This window comes from Microcoleus sp. N9_A2, assembly GCF_036701775.1.
GTDB lineage: Bacteria > Cyanobacteriota > Cyanobacteriia > Cyanobacteriales > Microcoleaceae > Microcoleus.
Genome location: NZ_JAUBRH010000007.1, coordinates 124,992 through 141,659, shown reverse-complemented (window position 1 = coordinate 141,659; position 16,668 = coordinate 124,992). Strand labels below are relative to the sequence as shown.

At 45.1% G+C, this 16,668-nt stretch carries 17 protein-coding genes; 8 read left to right on the top strand and 9 right to left on the bottom strand.

Annotated features, from left to right (window positions below):
* Window positions 1-180: 180 nt before the first annotated feature.
* From iscB to QUA44_RS06515, 3 genes are all read left to right on the top strand, one after another.
* A complete protein-coding gene (gene iscB, locus QUA44_RS06525) occupies window positions 181-1,464 on the top strand; it encodes an RNA-guided endonuclease IscB (RefSeq protein ID WP_333249210.1) in 1,284 nt (427 codons plus the stop codon).
* 188 nt (window positions 1,465-1,652) lie between these two features.
* Window positions 1,653-1,934 (top strand): hypothetical protein, encoded by a 282-nt coding sequence (locus tag QUA44_RS06520; protein ID WP_333249209.1) that lies wholly within the window; start codon window positions 1,653-1,655, stop codon window positions 1,932-1,934.
* Window positions 1,935-2,110: 176 nt separating this feature from the next.
* Window positions 2,111-2,290 carry a hypothetical protein gene (locus tag QUA44_RS06515; RefSeq protein WP_333249206.1) on the top strand — a complete coding sequence of 60 codons (180 nt, stop codon included), beginning with the start codon at window positions 2,111-2,113 and terminating at the stop codon, window positions 2,288-2,290.
* A 511-nt stretch (window positions 2,291-2,801) separates the two neighbouring features.
* Here the strand turns inward: QUA44_RS06515 and QUA44_RS06510 are convergent.
* The 7 genes from QUA44_RS06510 to QUA44_RS06480 form a co-directional block, all read right to left on the bottom strand.
* Complete coding sequence (locus tag QUA44_RS06510) at window positions 2,802-3,122, bottom strand: hypothetical protein (RefSeq protein WP_333249203.1); 321 nt, start codon at window positions 3,120-3,122, stop codon at window positions 2,802-2,804.
* A 28-nt stretch (window positions 3,123-3,150) separates the two neighbouring features.
* On the bottom strand, window positions 3,151-3,450 hold the full coding sequence (locus QUA44_RS06505; RefSeq protein WP_333249201.1) for a hypothetical protein: 300 nt from the start codon (window positions 3,448-3,450) through the stop codon (window positions 3,151-3,153).
* 70 nt (window positions 3,451-3,520) lie between these two features.
* Window positions 3,521-5,494, bottom strand: a complete 1,974-nt coding sequence (locus QUA44_RS06500) for a PD-(D/E)XK nuclease domain-containing protein (RefSeq protein WP_333249197.1) — start codon at window positions 5,492-5,494, stop codon at window positions 3,521-3,523.
* Complete coding sequence (locus QUA44_RS06495; protein ID WP_333249195.1) at window positions 5,491-7,836, bottom strand: Piwi domain-containing protein; 2,346 nt, start codon at window positions 7,834-7,836, stop codon at window positions 5,491-5,493. The genes QUA44_RS06500 and QUA44_RS06495 overlap by 4 nt, the downstream gene beginning before the upstream one ends.
* A gap of 302 nt (window positions 7,837-8,138) precedes the next feature.
* On the bottom strand, window positions 8,139-8,387 hold the full coding sequence (locus QUA44_RS06490; protein ID WP_333249192.1) for a hypothetical protein: 249 nt from the start codon (window positions 8,385-8,387) through the stop codon (window positions 8,139-8,141).
* Between the two features lie 32 nt (window positions 8,388-8,419).
* Window positions 8,420-8,581 (bottom strand): hypothetical protein, encoded by a 162-nt coding sequence (locus QUA44_RS06485; RefSeq protein WP_333249189.1) that lies wholly within the window; start codon window positions 8,579-8,581, stop codon window positions 8,420-8,422.
* A 66-nt stretch (window positions 8,582-8,647) separates the two neighbouring features.
* On the bottom strand, window positions 8,648-8,872 hold the full coding sequence (locus QUA44_RS06480) for a hypothetical protein (protein WP_333249187.1): 225 nt from the start codon (window positions 8,870-8,872) through the stop codon (window positions 8,648-8,650).
* 292 nt (window positions 8,873-9,164) lie between these two features.
* Here QUA44_RS06480 and QUA44_RS06475 point away from each other — a divergent pair, with 292 nt between their 5' ends.
* From QUA44_RS06475 to QUA44_RS06455, 5 genes are all read left to right on the top strand, one after another.
* A complete protein-coding gene (locus tag QUA44_RS06475) occupies window positions 9,165-9,707 on the top strand; it encodes a hypothetical protein (RefSeq protein ID WP_333249184.1) in 543 nt (180 codons plus the stop codon).
* Window positions 9,708-9,829: 122 nt separating this feature from the next.
* Window positions 9,830-12,055 (top strand): hypothetical protein, encoded by a 2,226-nt coding sequence (locus tag QUA44_RS06470; protein ID WP_333249181.1) that lies wholly within the window; start codon window positions 9,830-9,832, stop codon window positions 12,053-12,055.
* Window positions 12,049-13,431, top strand: coding sequence for a glycosyltransferase family 2 protein (locus QUA44_RS06465; RefSeq protein ID WP_333249178.1), 1,383 nt, complete (start codon window positions 12,049-12,051; stop codon window positions 13,429-13,431). The genes QUA44_RS06470 and QUA44_RS06465 overlap by 7 nt, the downstream gene beginning before the upstream one ends.
* Before the next feature lie 51 nt (window positions 13,432-13,482).
* Complete coding sequence (locus QUA44_RS06460; protein ID WP_333249175.1) at window positions 13,483-14,421, top strand: glycosyltransferase family 2 protein; 939 nt, start codon at window positions 13,483-13,485, stop codon at window positions 14,419-14,421.
* Entirely contained in the window at window positions 14,414-15,154 is a 741-nt protein-coding gene (locus QUA44_RS06455; protein ID WP_333249173.1) for a glycosyltransferase family 2 protein, read from the top strand. The genes QUA44_RS06460 and QUA44_RS06455 overlap by 8 nt, the downstream gene beginning before the upstream one ends.
* Before the next feature lie 289 nt (window positions 15,155-15,443).
* Here QUA44_RS06455 and QUA44_RS06450 read toward each other — a convergent pair whose 3' ends face one another.
* A complete protein-coding gene (locus QUA44_RS06450; RefSeq protein WP_333249171.1) occupies window positions 15,444-15,617 on the bottom strand; it encodes a hypothetical protein in 174 nt (57 codons plus the stop codon).
* 378 nt (window positions 15,618-15,995) lie between these two features.
* Window positions 15,996-16,415 (bottom strand): GFA family protein, encoded by a 420-nt coding sequence (locus QUA44_RS30655; protein WP_445243636.1) that lies wholly within the window; start codon window positions 16,413-16,415, stop codon window positions 15,996-15,998.
* Window positions 16,416-16,668 lie beyond the last annotated feature (253 nt).

The window sequence follows — 16,668 nt, the reverse complement described above, 5'->3', positions numbered from 1 at the left end:
GTATTTACTAGCAGGCGTTAAGACCAAGCGTTAAACTTCGTACCTTGAAATGCGTGCCAGTTTCAAGCTCTACAACTGGGCAATTAAACAGGTCATTAAGGGAAAGCCAGTGTTGTCCAGAAAGTACCGAGTCTTAACAGCGTCGAGGCAAACTTAACCAAGAAATTGAGAGATGCAGTAATGCGTACATTTGTCCTAGATAAAAACTTGAAACCTCTTGACCCCTGCCACCCCGCACGGGCAAGAGAACTATTAAGAAAAGGGAGAGCCAAAATCTTTAAACGTTACCCGTTCACCATTGTGCTACAGGACAGGGTTCTAGAAAATTCGGTAACACATAGTCACCGAATCAAAATTGACCCCGGCAGCAAAACTACGGGTATTGCTGTCGTTCAAGAGCAAACTGGTCGCGTCACCAACGCATTGGAAATCACTCACCGGGGTCAACAAATTAAAGACGCCCTTGAATCTCGCAGATCCTTGAGAAGAGGGCGTCGCAACAGAAAAACTCGCTATCGTAAGCCCCGCTTCCTGAACAGAACCTGTAAAAAAGGATGGTTGCCACCGTCTCTCGATAGTCGAGTTGCGAACATCGAAACCTGGGTTAGACGAATCAGGAAAGTTTGTCCCGCTATAGCTATTTCTCAAGAACTGGTGCGTTTTGATTTACAACAGATCCAGAATCCTGAGATTGCTGGAGTTGAATATCAAAGAGGTGAACTATATGGCTTTGAAGTCAAAGAGTATTTACTAGAAAAATGGAGTAGAAAGTGCGCTTATTGTGGCATTACGGATGTTGCTTTTGAGATCGAGCATATCCTTGCGAAGTCTAAGGGAGGAAGCAATCGAGTTAGCAATCTGTGTCTCAGTTGCCATTCCTGTAATCAAGCCAAAGGGAACAAGCCCGTTGAAGAGTTTCTCAAAAAGAAACCTGAAGTTCTTAAGCGAATACTAGCTCAATCCAAAACACCCCTTAAAGACGCAGCGGCAGTTAACGTTACTCGCTGGGAACTTTACAGAAGGCTACAGTCAACTGGACTACCCGTAGAGCTAGGCTCAGGAGGACGAACAAAATTTAACCGCAAAACAAGGGGGATTGAAAAACAGCACTGGACTGACGCAGCTTGTGTCGGAGAATTGACGCCAGAAAAACTACTCCTAAATGGTGTAAAACCCTTATTGGTTAAGGCTAAAGGGCACGGAAGAAGACAGCGTTGCGGAACCAACAAATTTGGCTTCCCCATTCGTCATGCACCAGCTCAAAAGTTCTTCATGGGTTTTCAGACGGGAGACTTGGTGAAAGCTAGTATCCCCGCTGGAAAATATGCAGGAAGCTACACTGGTCGAATTGCAATTCGGTTTAGACCAAGCTTCAAGCTAACAGTAGGAGGAAAAAGTTTTGATGTTCATCCCAAATACTTGAAGACTGCTCACAAGGCTGATGGCTATGAATATTCGTCCTAAAAACAGGGATGCCCTGTCGGGCAATTTATTAGTTGGTGGCAATTCCCCACGCTAAATCATTGGCGGTACTCGCTGCGCTCGATATATCCGCCTTGATTATAGCATCCGCCCCCTTGCCACATTTTAGGTGGCAAGTCTTAGCGAACAAATAACCGAGTTGAAACAACAAGTGAAAGACATATATGGAGATGAAGAAGACTGGAAACGAATGTCAAAGACTTGACGGACTTATCGCACGCCGTCAGGAGAAAAACCGATTGCAACGGTCTAAGCTGGAGCGAACCAAGCGCTTGCGAGATGAAGCTGCTTTGGGTAGACCTTTTAGAAAGTCTCCCCTGCTAGACTTCGTTGATGACTTGGTACATAGACCCCCAAATCAAGAACAGATGCGCCAGCTCAAAGAACTACTTCTAGAAGAACAGAAAGCGATCGCTAAACTCATTGCTTTAGTTGACCAGCACCTAGAGTAGCTGTCTGCCGTTCGCGAAACAGCCCAGCCACACCCGCTGCTGGGCGAGTTTTGTTTTTTGTGGATGGTAGGCGAGATCGTTGGGAAATTCTTGATTTCGCTCCGCAAACGCGCTGCTTGGATTAGCTGCAAATTGGATGAATTTCCAGCACTCGTGCCTGGCTTAAGTGAGTGGAAATGAGAGATCCTGAAAGAACTATCCAACCAGAAATTTCCGTAAATATTGAAACATCCCAAGCAACTGAGTTGGCTCCGCATCAGGAATCAGAAGACTCTCAAGAACTGTGGGAATTAGCCAAGAAGCGGCTCCTAGAATCCTGGCAAACCGATGAAGTTACTGCACGGGAAGATACTTAAACAAAAATACGAAATTTCCTCTTCAACGGCGAACACGCTCGCGCTGGAAAACTGTAAAGCTACCTTTAAACAAAGTAAGCGGACACCAACGGATTCGGATCGGATACATTGTTTCATACCGATTCCAGAGAGCACTCCATAATATCCCAGTCAAGGTTATCATCGGGGAACAGGGATAATTGCCCCGGCGATACGTTAGATTGACCACGATTGTGATAGGACAGGTGACACGCGGTACACAGAGCGATTAAGTTTTCTGGGCGATTGTCCTCCGGTATCCGATTGCGATGGTGCACCGCTAAAGTTAAAGCACACCGTTCAGATTTGGTTAAGCCGCTTTGTTTGCCGGGTCGGAGGCATTGTTGATGGCACTTAGCACAACGCCAAAGAGCGCTTTCTTTCACCGAGAGCGCAATCTCTTGCCAATTGTCGGGATACCTCTTTGGTTTAGGCATAGCGGTAAAAGCTCATCTTTTCAAAATAGGGCGATCGCTCTGTTATCGAAGTAAATTCAATTCAAAATTATCAGCAACCAATCAACTTCAACGCTGTCTTGAGTCTCCCACAGTAATTCTGGCAATAAGCGAAAATCTTCAGCTGTGGGCTTATACTCGCAAGCTACTTCCCATGCTTGGGTTAAAGTAACCCATTGTTCGGGAGTCTCAGGTTTTTGGCGCACCAGGGTGAGGAAATTGCTTGTCGTGCGGGCGGATGCTGCATTCACTTCAAACCTGACCAGTTGTAGTTCAAATAATGGATCGCTGCTGTTGGCTAGGATGTCGGCGTAGTCTGTGTCTAGCAAATCGATTGGTTCGAGCGGCGTGTGAGCCATTTAATCAATTAGTGACAACTGTTGATTATCAATCATTTTCAACTCTTCTTTGATGGTTCCACAGCAATTCTACAATTTGTTGAAAATCTTCAAGTTCGGGTTCGCACCCGTAACCTGCTTCCCAAGCCTTGGTTAGAGCAGCCCACTGTTCGGGAGTATGGGGTTTTTGCCGCACCAGAACGAGGAAATTGCTTGTCCTGCGGGCGGATGCCGGGTCAATCCCCAGCCTGAGCAGTTGCAGTTCTAACGCGGGATAGCTGCTGCTGGCAAGGATGTTCGCGTACTCGGTGTCCAGTAAATTTAGTTTTTCGACGGGTGGGTCGGTCATTTGTCAGGCTTTAATATCGGGGATGGTTTCTCTATTCCATCACAACATCCACTCGATCGCGATCGCTAAGCTACTCTGCATCTTGCCAGCCTTCTAGACCTGCTATAAAGATATTGATCAAGGGATGATCTACCAGCTCTTTTAAGGCTTCAGTACCGCCTGCTTTTAGAGCTCCAATTACCCGTGCTTTGAAGGTTGGATTGCTCTCAATTTGCTTGAGGGCTTCTTTTACAACTGCCTCCCTTTCTAGAGGCGTAGTCGTGGGATAATTCTGCTCCAGTTGTTGTAGAAGTTGCTGAATTTCTGCTGCGGCTTCTGCCAGGTTTTGCTTTTGATCGGGCGTGTAATTGGTTATGTTGCCACCTATCTGATGAGCGTGAACCGTCTCAGCATCTACAATACCTCCAGCAATCTGAGGATTGTGTAAGTTCCAATTAGAGTGTTTTTTTGATCCTTGTGACATAGTATCTCCATTGTTATGATATGTTTCGGCGTAAAGGCTAGGACTCTTTAGCCCTATTATTATCATAGCTTCTAAACTTTGAATCCGGGAATCTTTTTCTTTTAAAATTAATTTAATTTCCTCTGGTAAAGCTTTGATATTATTGTAGGTCACCAAGTAGTCGGCACTAAGTTTGGAATGGTCTGCGTCTGGAGCTGTTTTGGCCTCCAGTAAAAGCTTATCGGTACCCCGTTCATTCATCTTTACACTTTCTAACTCAGCACCAGGGTGTTTTTCTGCTAACTGCTCAAATGAAATGGCAATAGCACGAGGGTCAACGTCATTTTTAGGAATTTCAATTTGCAGTTTTTCTGCTCTTGGCTCTGTGATACTTTCAGGATAGGACATCACAATGGCATCAACAACGCCGGGAAGTTGTTTAATTTCTTTCGTGAGGTTATTATGTATATCTAGTCGGCTAAACCCATCCCAAACAAAAACCACTATACTGCTATAAGCTGAACCTTCAACAAGATACAAGTCTGAGTCCATAGAAATCTGCTGAATAACGCTTTGATAATTGTTGCTAGAGTCCATAACTTTTACATAAATGATTAGTCTCAAGCACGGTATTTCTAAAACTGTTCGCAAATGTCCTTGTCCCCCGACAGAGGAAGTGTTATCTATTTCCCTACAATCAGGAAAGATGGAAGCTAGCAAAAAATAGAGTAAGTTTTGAACCCGCTCCTCATTATCGACATACCCTTTTCGAGCTTGGTCTCTTCCAGGATGTAGTTTCTCTTTCCCTATCGACTTTCGCAGCGCCCCAGGTACACGATTTAAAATTATGCAAACATCTTCTATCGACGGCCTGCTTAGATTAACTGCTAGAGAAGTACGTTGGATTGAATCAAAAGCTGCGAGCCGAAGTGCTGCACAAGCCGGATGAATAGCAGCACCAGCTTCAAGCTTCATCAGCGATAGAGTTTCCATCTGCTCTTGATTATTGGAACCTGGGTCAGGGGGGAGCAATCCTTTAACACGCAGGGCAAGGCGTACATCTGAAACTGTGTTTGCATTTGGAAGGGATAAGGTAGGGATTGAACTTACTACTTGTTGAGTAGCAATGAGCAGGCATTTTTGCCAGTCACTTAACCGATTTTGGAAGCTTTGACTGATAAACCTCTCCATCCAGCAAACAACTTTGTTTTGGATTGAATCTTCACCAATAAACTCAGCCCCAAGAGCGATTCCCAAAAGAGCAACGATGTCAGTACAAAAGTCCATCGGCCCACCGTCGATGAATGGCTCACGTCCGGCGACCCACGTTAATCCTTTCTTGAGTACCTCCCATTGGGAGGGCTGAAGTATGCCAGTTGCTGCGGCAAATCCGAGAATCGCAACATCCCGATAGCTCCGCTGTGCTCCTATACGTTCTCCGGCAGCCCATGCTGCTTTTTGAAGCTGTAGACCAATGTCCAGATATGGAAGAAGCCACGCTGCAAATGCTTCATCAACGTTCCCTCGTCCAACTAAGTTTTTTAGCTCTCGCAAAAGAGCTTTTCTTGCGTCGGTGAACAGAAGTTCGTCTGGAGCAGTCATAGAAACCATCTCGTTTCACCGATTCGTCCTAACATTGCATTGGGATTCCAACGTGAGACCGTACCTAATTGTCCTAGCATCTTGGCGATTAACTCGGAGTACATGATAGTAACTGGCATTGGTGATGGGAAGAAGCTTCGCCATGAATGGCACGAAAACGTAAACACTTGTCGGGTGAGGTATGTTGTGTCTTGGAATGAAGACTGACCATGAAGGCGAAGTAGAACTGGAGAAGGAATTCCATCCTCTACCCTTTTCAGCTCTTTCGCTCCAGTTAGTGAAAGCAAAACTTCAGATCGGGAAAGTCGCAAAAATCCGCCCCGTACAGGAGCAAAGACACCCTTAATAGAGTTAGTAGAGTAATCTTGTATCCCCTTCTGTAATGCGTCAAATAGGATGTAAGGATGTTCTTTAATGATGTGAATAAAAGCATACTCTACATCATAATCACCTAATTCCCCCATAAGTTTTTTTACTGCTTCCGCTTCAGAATTTTTGAGGGGCTTAAACGCATGGAATATTAGCCGTATATGCTCCCCTGCCTGCCAGTTCATCGAACGCTTGACTTTACCGATTGTGTCGCGCAACGACTGGAGCAGAGCATCCTGATAATCTGTAAAGGGAACTGCTTGTGAAAGGTTTGAGAGTCTATAGTTGCCATCTCCCGAAAAGACTGTAGTGATACCGACAACCTGCTCTCGATGCCCCAAACGGCCTTCACTTACATAAGCACTACCGAGGCCAAAAACTAATTCATGAGCAATGGTAGGATTAGCTTTAATCAACCACGGAATTCCGCCCAGCTTGGCGTAAGTAGCAAGTCCCATAGTGTTGAGAACATAGCAAAGATTTCGATCTGGAACATCAACAGTCTCGATCTGAAACTCCTGAACAGGAATCTGTTCCGCAAGAAAAGCGGCTTTGGTGGTCAAATAAGGATTGTTATCTCCGTATAGTTGATGAAATGCCTCATCGATCTGAACCAACGCCAAATCCCACTTAAAGTTTTTCCTTGTTTGGTGGGCGAGAGCTTGCCTAACCGCTCGATTATACGCTTCTGCTGTGTTGTCCTCAGTAAGGAAAAACTCAGGTTCAGCTCCATCAAGGGCGTACTTGTGGATAAACCCTTTGGCAAAAGGTTGTCTCTTCAGTTTTGGTACGGTAACACCGTTAAAAAACTTGTAAAGGAATTGCTCGACACGCCCCTTGCGCGTCTGTTGACAGATAACGCATATGCGGGGAGTTGAAGGGGTAAAGGTCTGTGCCGTGTAGGGGCCATAATCATTTAGTCCACCATCGTTCCATGTAGAAGTTTTCTCGCCCGTTGGATCTAAAACGTAAATGGCTGAACGTGCGATGTGGACGGCAGGGAAATTTGGCGGATTTGCTTCTGTGAGGAAAGGCTCAAGGGTAAACGTTGCACCTGGGACAAATTCAATCGGGTGGTTAGCGAAGTATTGAATAATAGTTTGCAACTTTTCTAGTCTAGCTGGGCCGCTTCTAAATGTCGCAATCTCATTGTCAAGTGCTTGCTTTATATGAGGTGCTTTCTTGCCAAATAAATGCACAAGACAGAGGTTAAAAGCTTCGTGTCGCGGCTCAAGAAATACTTCGCTCGCGGCAACAGTGCAAGTCCCCGAACGAGAGTCTGTAAGGGTTAACTGTTCATTCTCAATCGACTGTACGCGCCCCAAGAGCTTTAAGCGCGGAGCCATACGACTATCCCTTGATAGAATCAACTGACTCACATAGAGTCCAGTAAGGGAAAAGCCTTCTCTTACCAAGGCGTCACAAGGTAGCTCGATCCATTTGGTGGTTCTGGCGTTCAGAGCTAGCCCTAGACACAGTGACTGATTATCGAAGTTCACCGTCCGAATGGCTGCCGTGTATAGTGGTTTTACCGATAGCCAGGTTGGGAGTTCGGTGTCACGAGGGAGAACTTTTGCTAGAAAATTATCTTGAGCCTGGTCAGAAATAAACTCTATGGGATCGTACCCAAGAATTCTTCGCCCTAGTCTGTGCAAATAGTTAAGTAGTGCGGCACGAATCAAAGCTGCACACAGATAAAGGTTCTTGGAGAGTGGAATAGTTATGGATTCTTCACCCAGAACTTCACCAGATGAAACAATTGAAACACAAAGAATCTGATTCTTGTTATCTCTATGGAAAACGTGAGTATTGCCATGTTTTTCACGGAGAGCATCTAGCTGCTCTTTGCTCTGATACTGATAAATACCGACACAAATCTCCACATCTTCAAATTTGATTGGAGAAAAGTTAAGGGTAAGCTGTCTGTTCGCATTGGCCGTTCTGGCGACGTTGCTAAAGTTAGAGTTTGTCATAATCAATACCTAGAGGCTCTCCCGATATCCGTAGACGGCTAATTTAGAGGTGACATTAAAAAGCTGTTGCGCCCAATGGCGTATAAATGTCAGAGCTTCGTTCAGAGCCGTAACTAATTTTTTCGCCGTAAAATCATCAAAAGATGTCTTCTTATAATTTTACGAAAAATTCCAGCCGAATGACTACGCCAACCCCGAAGATAGAGATAAGTACATAACACAAAATGTTCGTATTGGTTTGTCATCCCCTCAGCAATCATCATGCACTGCCTTGATTGTCCCACAGCAACTTTGACAGCAATTCAAAATGCGAGCGCGTTCGGTTTGTAATGGCAAGCTTCTTTCCATGCTGGCGTTAGAGCTTCCAATTCTTCTAGAGTTTCAGGTTTATGCTGCACCAGCGCAATGAATTTAGTTTTAGTGCGCGCTTCTGTTAGGTCAACCCCTAATTTAACCAGTTGCAGTTCAAAAGCTGACTTGTTACTGTTGGCAAGAATGTCAGCGTAATCGGTGTCCAGCAAATCGAGCGATCCGAGTAGCGAGTCAGTCATTTGTCAGGGTTCAATATTGGGAGACGGTTCCTCTATTCCATTACAACATCGATGAGAGCGATCGCCAGCCTTGCGACTGCAACCGAGCGAGTGTTTTCCCGTGGCTGATAATTATCGTTGTCAACCATCACCTCACACCGAATCATCCATCCACCCGCACTCCGGGCAATCCCAATGAACAGGCGGCGTTTCATACTGGGGATAAGTCATTTCACATTCGGGACACCGGCCGGTAAACAGTGAATGCGTGTCCAGCAGCTCTAACTTTTGCAAGGCGTGTCCACCGCTGCCGGGTGTTGCAGGATAAGTTCGCCGTTGTAGTAGCTTGCCCCTTCGGGTTCCCACAGTTCCTCCGGTTCGGCGTCGGGGTTTTCTAGAAAGTCGGGGCAAGTGTCCGCGTTGGGGCCCGCCCGATGCACGGCACAGATGAGGTGTGGGTTGCGGGCGTAGAGGACATAGCGATCGCACTCAGGGAGTTTGGGCATGGCGGGTCTGTGGGGTTTTGGTCTGGGTTTAGTTTCTGGCAAATGGGGGTGTTGGTGGCGATCGCGATTGGCGCTTCAATCAAGATACCGCTGTTCCGCACCAAGGATGCGTTGCAAAAACTGGACTAATTCGGCAAAGCAATCGGGGTTATTTTCAAGCAACAATTCCGCAAGCATGATTGAATGTTTGGTTTTCCTAAACTTGAGGCGAACAAATGATAACTTGGCAGTATAGCCTTTCTCAGGTAGATGACATACAGTATAATTGATGCTGTTATTGCCCTTCATTTATATGAAAAAGACTATAGGTTCTGTGAATATCTTAAAAGTTTGGAAACAAATTGCGCTCTTTGCGAGCTTAACGCTGTTATCTCTGTTGGGTGTCAAAACCACCTCTGCGACGCCCTCCCAAACAACTTTACAGGCTCAAAATTGCCCCTACGGAGGCAAGCCTCGACCTTTTGCTCAAGTCGTTACCGAAACAGATCCCCTGACTATCCGTTCTTCCCCCGACGGCCCGGTTATCGGGCTAGTTCCTAAAGGCTGGCAAGTCGTTACGGGCGATCGAGATGCAACGGGACAGTGGGTAAAGATTGGCGGTGAATATAGTCCTAGCCCTCAAAATCTGAGTGGAGGGCAGTTTGCAAATGCGCCTGATTTCCGAGTGGGCTGGGTAAATAGAGTTTATCTCAAACCTTTGGGCAATTTTTGCGAAAAACCCCTGAAAATACAGCGGGGCGAATTAAAAGGACTGTCGCAAGAACGGCAAGTTTTGATTCATGAAGATTGGCTGCAAATAGCAGATAGAATCGCCAGCAAAGACTCTCAAAAATAACGCTGAATTTCGATCGACTACGCAGAAAATAGTGTTTTTTACGAGAACCAGGTTTTTTTTACCCGATTAATTTGGGATTTATACCTAAGTCCTAATCCTGCAAATTATCCAGGCGGCAACTTATGACAAAATTGAGCGATCGCACCGCCATCAACTTAAAACGAGTTTTACAAGTTGCCACAACAGTCCCAGGAAATTACCACCGCTTTTTGCAAGCCGGACTAATTGATTCCCCGTCGGATTTCCCACAACTTGTTTCCCATTGGCAAACAGCTTTTGCTAGCTTGCAGCCCGTTGACAAACAAACAATCCGGCAAAATCCCGGATTATTTCTGGCGAATGCTGATGACTTAGTTTACCGAGGAATGACTAGCGGAACTTCCGGTCAATCTTTTACATACTTTGCCGGAAATGAGTGGAATGAAGCGCGTTTGTTGGCAAGAAAACGTGCTTTAGCTTGGTGGGGAATTGACGAACAAGTCCCCATTATTAATCTTGCCAGTCGTTTGCAGCCGCTGCGAGTCAACGATATTTCATTGATTGGAAATATCGCCCCGGATTTGCTGCAACATTTGGCAAAACTGTTGCAGAACAAACCGTCTGTCATTCGAGGTTATCCCAGTCGTTTGTGCGAAGTGGCTGCTGCTCTTTTCGGAGATTCAATACCTGCGGTTTTAGGGGTGATTTGTACCGGGGAGGTTTTATTTGAATTCCAAGAACAATTACTGCGATCGGTGTTTCAAGCTCCAATTATTAACGAGTACGGTTGTCAAGAAACAGGAATTTCTGGTTTGAGTTGTCCTGAATGCGGGCGGCTGCATTTAGATATCGATCGATGTTTGTATGAAATTATTGACGGTGAATTAGTCACTACAGATTTATACAATCGTACCATGCCTTTGGTTCGCTATCAGTGCGGCGATCGCATTCTATTAAATCCTGATGTTTGTCCTTGCGGGCGCTTTGGATTAACAGCAAAAATTCTCGGTCGCAGTCAAGAACAAATCGAGACGCAGCAAGGCTTAAAATATCCTGGGGAAATCTATTTGCCCGAGTTTGACGGGATTCTTAACTATCAAATAGTCAGGCAAGATCGAGAACAAGTAGATATTTGGTTGCAAGTCGAACAGCACCAAGTTCTCGAACTGCAACCTTTACAGCTTTGGTTAGAAAATTTATGGGGAGAAGTTCGAGGGAGAGTAATTGTAGATTCATCGGATTTGAGTAAACTGGAAAATCCACAAAGCTGTAGCGCTTTAGAATGGATCGAATGGGTAACACAAAAATCTTGGAATGAGTGGTTGGAATCGGGTTTATTACCCCTAGGAGAAGCCCGAGAAGTTGCCTTATTGTTAACAAATTTAATTCAGCCAAAAATGATGGTTTTTTCTGGAATATCGCCGCTCGCAGAACAATCTATCGAACAGCTTTTGCTGCGTTCAACTTATCGGGAACTGTCAGTAGAATTGATGGCGGTACGGGTATTGCTATTTGCGTGTAATTTTTTAACCGATAGCCAAAAAAGGCAGCAGATATACCGCCACGCCCAGAAGCGTTTAGCCGAGATGAATTGCCGGGAATATCCGGCGATGGTAGATTTACTAATTCCCAGTTTAGGATTTGAGAATAACACCGCTGCATCCATTTGGGAAAATACTAATTTACCCGAGACTGGTAGGCTTGATGTATTTAACATTCAGCACTTGTTAGCAGCATTCAATCTAGCAGCAAGTAAAGCCAAAAAAGCAAATCCAACTCTAGCGATAGCCTGGAAACCAATTTTAGCTGTTTTAATCGGAGATTTGAATTTTTGGGCTGACAGATTCCAAATCCCAATTTTAGGATATTGGTGCGAGTTAGCGAGTGGAAAAGCCATCGCACTCAGCAGCAAATACCGCAGCCCAACAGGCGACCGTTTTTTAGACGCTTGGTTAACTTGGCGGCAAGCAATTACGGGCTCAGGCGATCGCGGATCAGCTACAATCGCCTTATCTCAGTTACAAGCAACAGCAACTTTACTGACAGAGGTAGCGCGAGTAGAACTGGAACAGGGATATGCTAAACTGCTGTGGGAAACAGACATTAATTCTCTAACATGGTTAGATAAAATTGCCAAGAACGCTGGACTAATTAACCGCAACTTATCAGATCGAGAACTCGACCCAATACCTTGGATACCGCTGTTGTTAAAATTAGCAAAACTTTTGTTAGCGCGGGGAGAAGGGGAATTAGCCTATCAGTGTTTAATTGCGTCGGCACCGCCAGATATGCGGGCTTCGGGATTTGAAAGATTAGCGCGAGAGATGAATTACAAACAATCTATAATTTGCGATCGCACGCAATGGTAAATTTAACTCTAATTATACTGGGAAACAGCAATCCTGACTGGGAAATAGAGGCGATCGCCACTTTTCAAAATCAAACCTATGACTTACAGCAGGTAATGAGATTCAATCCATCAAACTCTGACACTACGATCTCTTTTACATCCTGTTTACAACTTTTAGATACAATTAATACAGAACTCACAGCTATTTTACCAGCGAATACACAATTAAATTTTTTGCTACCTCAACTCACAAATACTGCACTGACATTTTTACCGCCAAGGGTGGAGTTTCCCCTAGAAACTGCCCGACAATATCCTGTCGCCACCTTAGCTTGGATGGCATCAACTTTTTTGGTAAAAGCGGCACTACCGCAGTTAGAAATAACGCGCTGGAATTTGTTAGCAGTTGCTGGGGAATTAGAACGGCAAAAGATCGCTTTTACTTGGGGTTATGCTCAGGCAAATACTGCTATTTTAGAATTGGATAATTATCAAATACAAGCTGATTATCTATCGAAACGTTCAGAGATAAATAACAGCTATATCTGCACAAATATCGATAAAGCAAACATCAAATATTCTCGAAATCACGATCCAATTACTAGCAAATCTCGCGTGTTGGCTGTGATTCCCCATTATCGCTGCGAACAGTTTCTCCATCGCTGCTTGCAGTCTCTGGTAACTCAAACTAGACCTCTGGACGGTATTGTAGTTATTGATGATGGTTCGGAGTCGCCACCTGTAGATATTGTCCGAGAATTTGCCGAGGTTACTTTATTAGCTTCAGCTTTGAATGTCGGCCCTTATCGCTTAATTCAGCAGGTAATTTCTCAAACAAATTATGATGCTTATTTATTTCAAGATGCCGATGATTGGTCGAGCGCAAATCGCTTAGGATTATTGTTAGCAGCAGCCGAAAACTATGGAGCAGAATTAGTCGGAACTCAGGAGTTGCGCGTGTTTGAAGATGACAGGGTTTTACCTGTACTTTATCCTCTCAATGTCAGCGCTGCCCTAGCCGCAAAACCGGGACATCCGCTGTTGCATCCTACCAGCTTAGTTTCGCGGAATTTAGTGTTGAGATTGGGCGGTTTTGCTACGGGATTGCGGTTTTCGGGAGATACTGAGTTTTTGTTGCGAGCGCAGTTTGCTGCGACAATAGTTAATGTTCCTGATTGCGGTTATTTTCGCCGGCACCGAGCTGGTTCCCTAACTACCGATCGAGCAACTGGATTAGATTCTCCAGTGCGTTTAGAATTGATTCAGCAGCTCAAAAAAAGAGCGATCGCCAACAGTGCTGCGGTGCGGTCAGGCAAATTACCGGATTTGCGTCCTTTGAAAACAGCAGGGTCGATCGAACTCCATTATATTACCGGTTCTGCCCTTGAGAGCTGAGACCTATCGATTTGAGATTTGAGATTTGAGATTTGTAATGACTGATTCTGGATGAGCGGTGTCAATATCGTGTTACAGGTAATTATCCCCGTTAAAAATCGTCCCGAAATCGCTGACTGCGTGCGATCGCTTTTAGCAGTTGGTTATCCCGTGACTAAAATCATTATTTGCGACGGCGGTACCGCTGAATCTAAATGTTTAACGGCTTTACAAGATTTAGCCAAATTATCGCAGGTAGAGTGGTTCAAGTATCCTCAATCTGATTTTAATAAATCTCAGTTAATCAATCAGGGTATTCTCCAGGCTAGTAGCGAATACTTGCTGATTTCAGATGCTGACATCATCTGGAACAGACAAGGAATTTTACAACTATTATTTTCCATTTTAGAACCAATTACTCTGGAATCCTTTTATTTAAGAACTCTGATACAAAATGTAAAACATCTCCCAGAAACATCCTCTTTATCGGCTGTAAGTAATTCAAAAAAGGGGATTATTTGCTATGTAAGAACTGTAGCAGAGTCTTGCCTGCAAACAACGGCCCTAAAGCGGGAACGCTATACTTACAGCATCCAGAAGGGGGAACAGATTGCTGCTGTTAATATTGTAATGGCGGTGGCGGGCAATCGCGCTCGACCTGGATGCGGTTTGCTCTGTACTCGCAAACAAACGCTATTATCATTAGGAGGATACAAGGAAAGTTTTACAGGTTGGGGATGGGAAGACCAAGATTTGCTGATTCGCGCTACCCTTTTTGGCATCAAGATATGCGCGGCGGGAAATGTAATTCATCTTTCTCATAGCGATGCTGCGCGCAATCAGCACCACCAGCAATTGCCGCCAACACAAACGCGAGATCGCAACATCATCTCTTGCTTGCAATCTCTCCAAAAAGGCGATATATTTGGAGACTTACGGCAACCAGCAATGCTACCTCATCCATTGTTGGAAATTACCACCAATTTTACCCTAAATTCTATTTGTGAGTGAACTTCAGTTATCCTTAATTATTACCTACCGCCAGCGGGAAGAGCATTTGAGAACTCAACTCGCGTGGTGGAGAACTCAAGCCTCGGAAAGTTTATTATCTCTTTGCGAAATCATTTTAATTGAACTCGATTGCATTCCTTCGGCTTGGATTTTACCAGAAATTGCCAACCTGCCAGTCAGTTACAATTATCTGCCCGTTGGGGGAACTTTTCATAAAACCAAAGCTTTAAATTTAGGTTTATCTCTGGCGCAAGGGCAATGGGTAGCAGCTTTTGATGTCGATCTCATTCCCTACGGAGATGCTCTCGCTCGCCATCTAAAAATGGCTCAACTTTCAGCCCAAATGTTAGTAACTGGGTATCGAATGATGTGCGATACTGCTCACCTGGATTTTCCTCAAAAGTCGGCTATAATTGAACAGTCGCAAGTTGCACCAGAAGATATGCCCACCGCGCTATTTAAGCACTTGATCCGGCGGGAAAGATTTGGAGTTTTACCTCTATTTCAACGCCAGCGCTTAATGGAAATCGGGGGATGGGATGAGACATTCATTGGCTGGGGGGCTGAGGATCAAGATATTGTGGAACGATACTTAGGAGAGGATAGATATTTTTGTCGCTCGCCTGAATTAATCTACATCCATTTAGCGCATCCACCCGATAATAATTGGTCGGAATCTTGCTGGATCGAACAAAATCGCCAGCACTATTATACTAAACGTCAGTCGATTTGAAATTTGAGATTTGAGATTGACTGCACAGATGAATCTGATAGCTTGAGCTTTAGGCTAAACCAGATATAAGTTTCAGTAATATCAAATTGAAGTTGCGGCGAAGCGCGGCATTTGACTTTTGCCGACGAGAGAGCGAGATCGGTTAGCAGTGCGGTAGCGGTGCGGGCCGACTACACTTAAATTCAAACACAAACACAGTCTGGTTGGAGTAAAAAAGCGATGATTGTTCGCATCGGCACTGAGCGGTTGGAGTTACGAGCATTGGAAAGGTGTGCTTTATCCCCACCAGCTACCGCCGCGGTCTAGCCTCGATCGCTATATTCAGCACTATCAAACAGTCGAACTTAATAGCACCTACTAACGCAGAGATTAATAGCAAGACTGAAACGACAAGGGCGACGATCGAGAAGCACAGAACGATCGAGCGATCGCGGAACCGTGATTGCAGTATTCGAGATTTCACAACCAATCCCCTCTGATTGTTTGCAGCTTAAATTCCCTAGCATTCCGCATCTGCTTTCGTGAAAAAAATTCAAATGCTTCAAATTGGCAGACGATTTGATCGTGTTTTAGTAAGCAGTTCTAAGACTTTCCTCTCTCTACAGGACTAAGTTGAAGGATAGAATGCGATCGCTTGCATCAGATTTCAAACTATAAATCTAGCGGTACACTTTACTTTCCAAGCATTGGTCGTACCTGCAATCTCTCTTCAGTTCCAATTAGAACCTCCAACGAGCGGTTTTTATTTTGATTGCAACCTGTAGTTTATGTCGCATACATAGCGATCGCTCCGCACTTGCTGGGCCGACGGCTGAAGGATCTTTTTAGGCACGTTTTTGCTCTACCATGACTCTGGATACTCGGCGTGGGTTGGAAGCCCTCCGCTAGCACAACTCCACGGCGCTCTCGATGCCCAGAAAATGCGATCCGTCGGAGCCATAGGCGGTGCTGTATCCAACGAGCCGGCTGGAACAACCACAATTAGGCCGCTGCGCGTTAGACGCGGAACCGGGCACCCGCAATGACTGCAAAACCATTTGCTGAAGCTGCTCGCCGCGGGAAGGTCGTAACGCGCGATGCCTTCCTCCCCTGAAAGCCATCGGAACTGGCTCGGCTCAACGGTTAGATTTGTGGCGTGGCCTGTGCCCGTGCCTTTGCGACACCGCGAGCAGTAGCAATGAGCCATTTTCTGGAACGGTGGGTTCACTTCAAAGGTCACAGTTCCGCAAAGGCAACTACCGTGAATGCTGGGCTTATCCATCTGCTCTCTCCGAGTGTCTAAATATTATTAGGCTGAACGATTCTAGCTATCCACCAGAACTAGATGGACAGCCAGAATCGTTCTGTATATCATTCTAAATTTAGTGGATAAATAGAATTGTTCCGTATATTAGGTATTTTCTGGAGGAAAGGCTGAATTTTTCCGTATATCCTCAAGTGCAATTGCCCGTTGCTGTAGGTTGGGTTGAGCTTGTCACGTCAAGGCTTGTGAATCCGGGTAACGTGAAACCAAA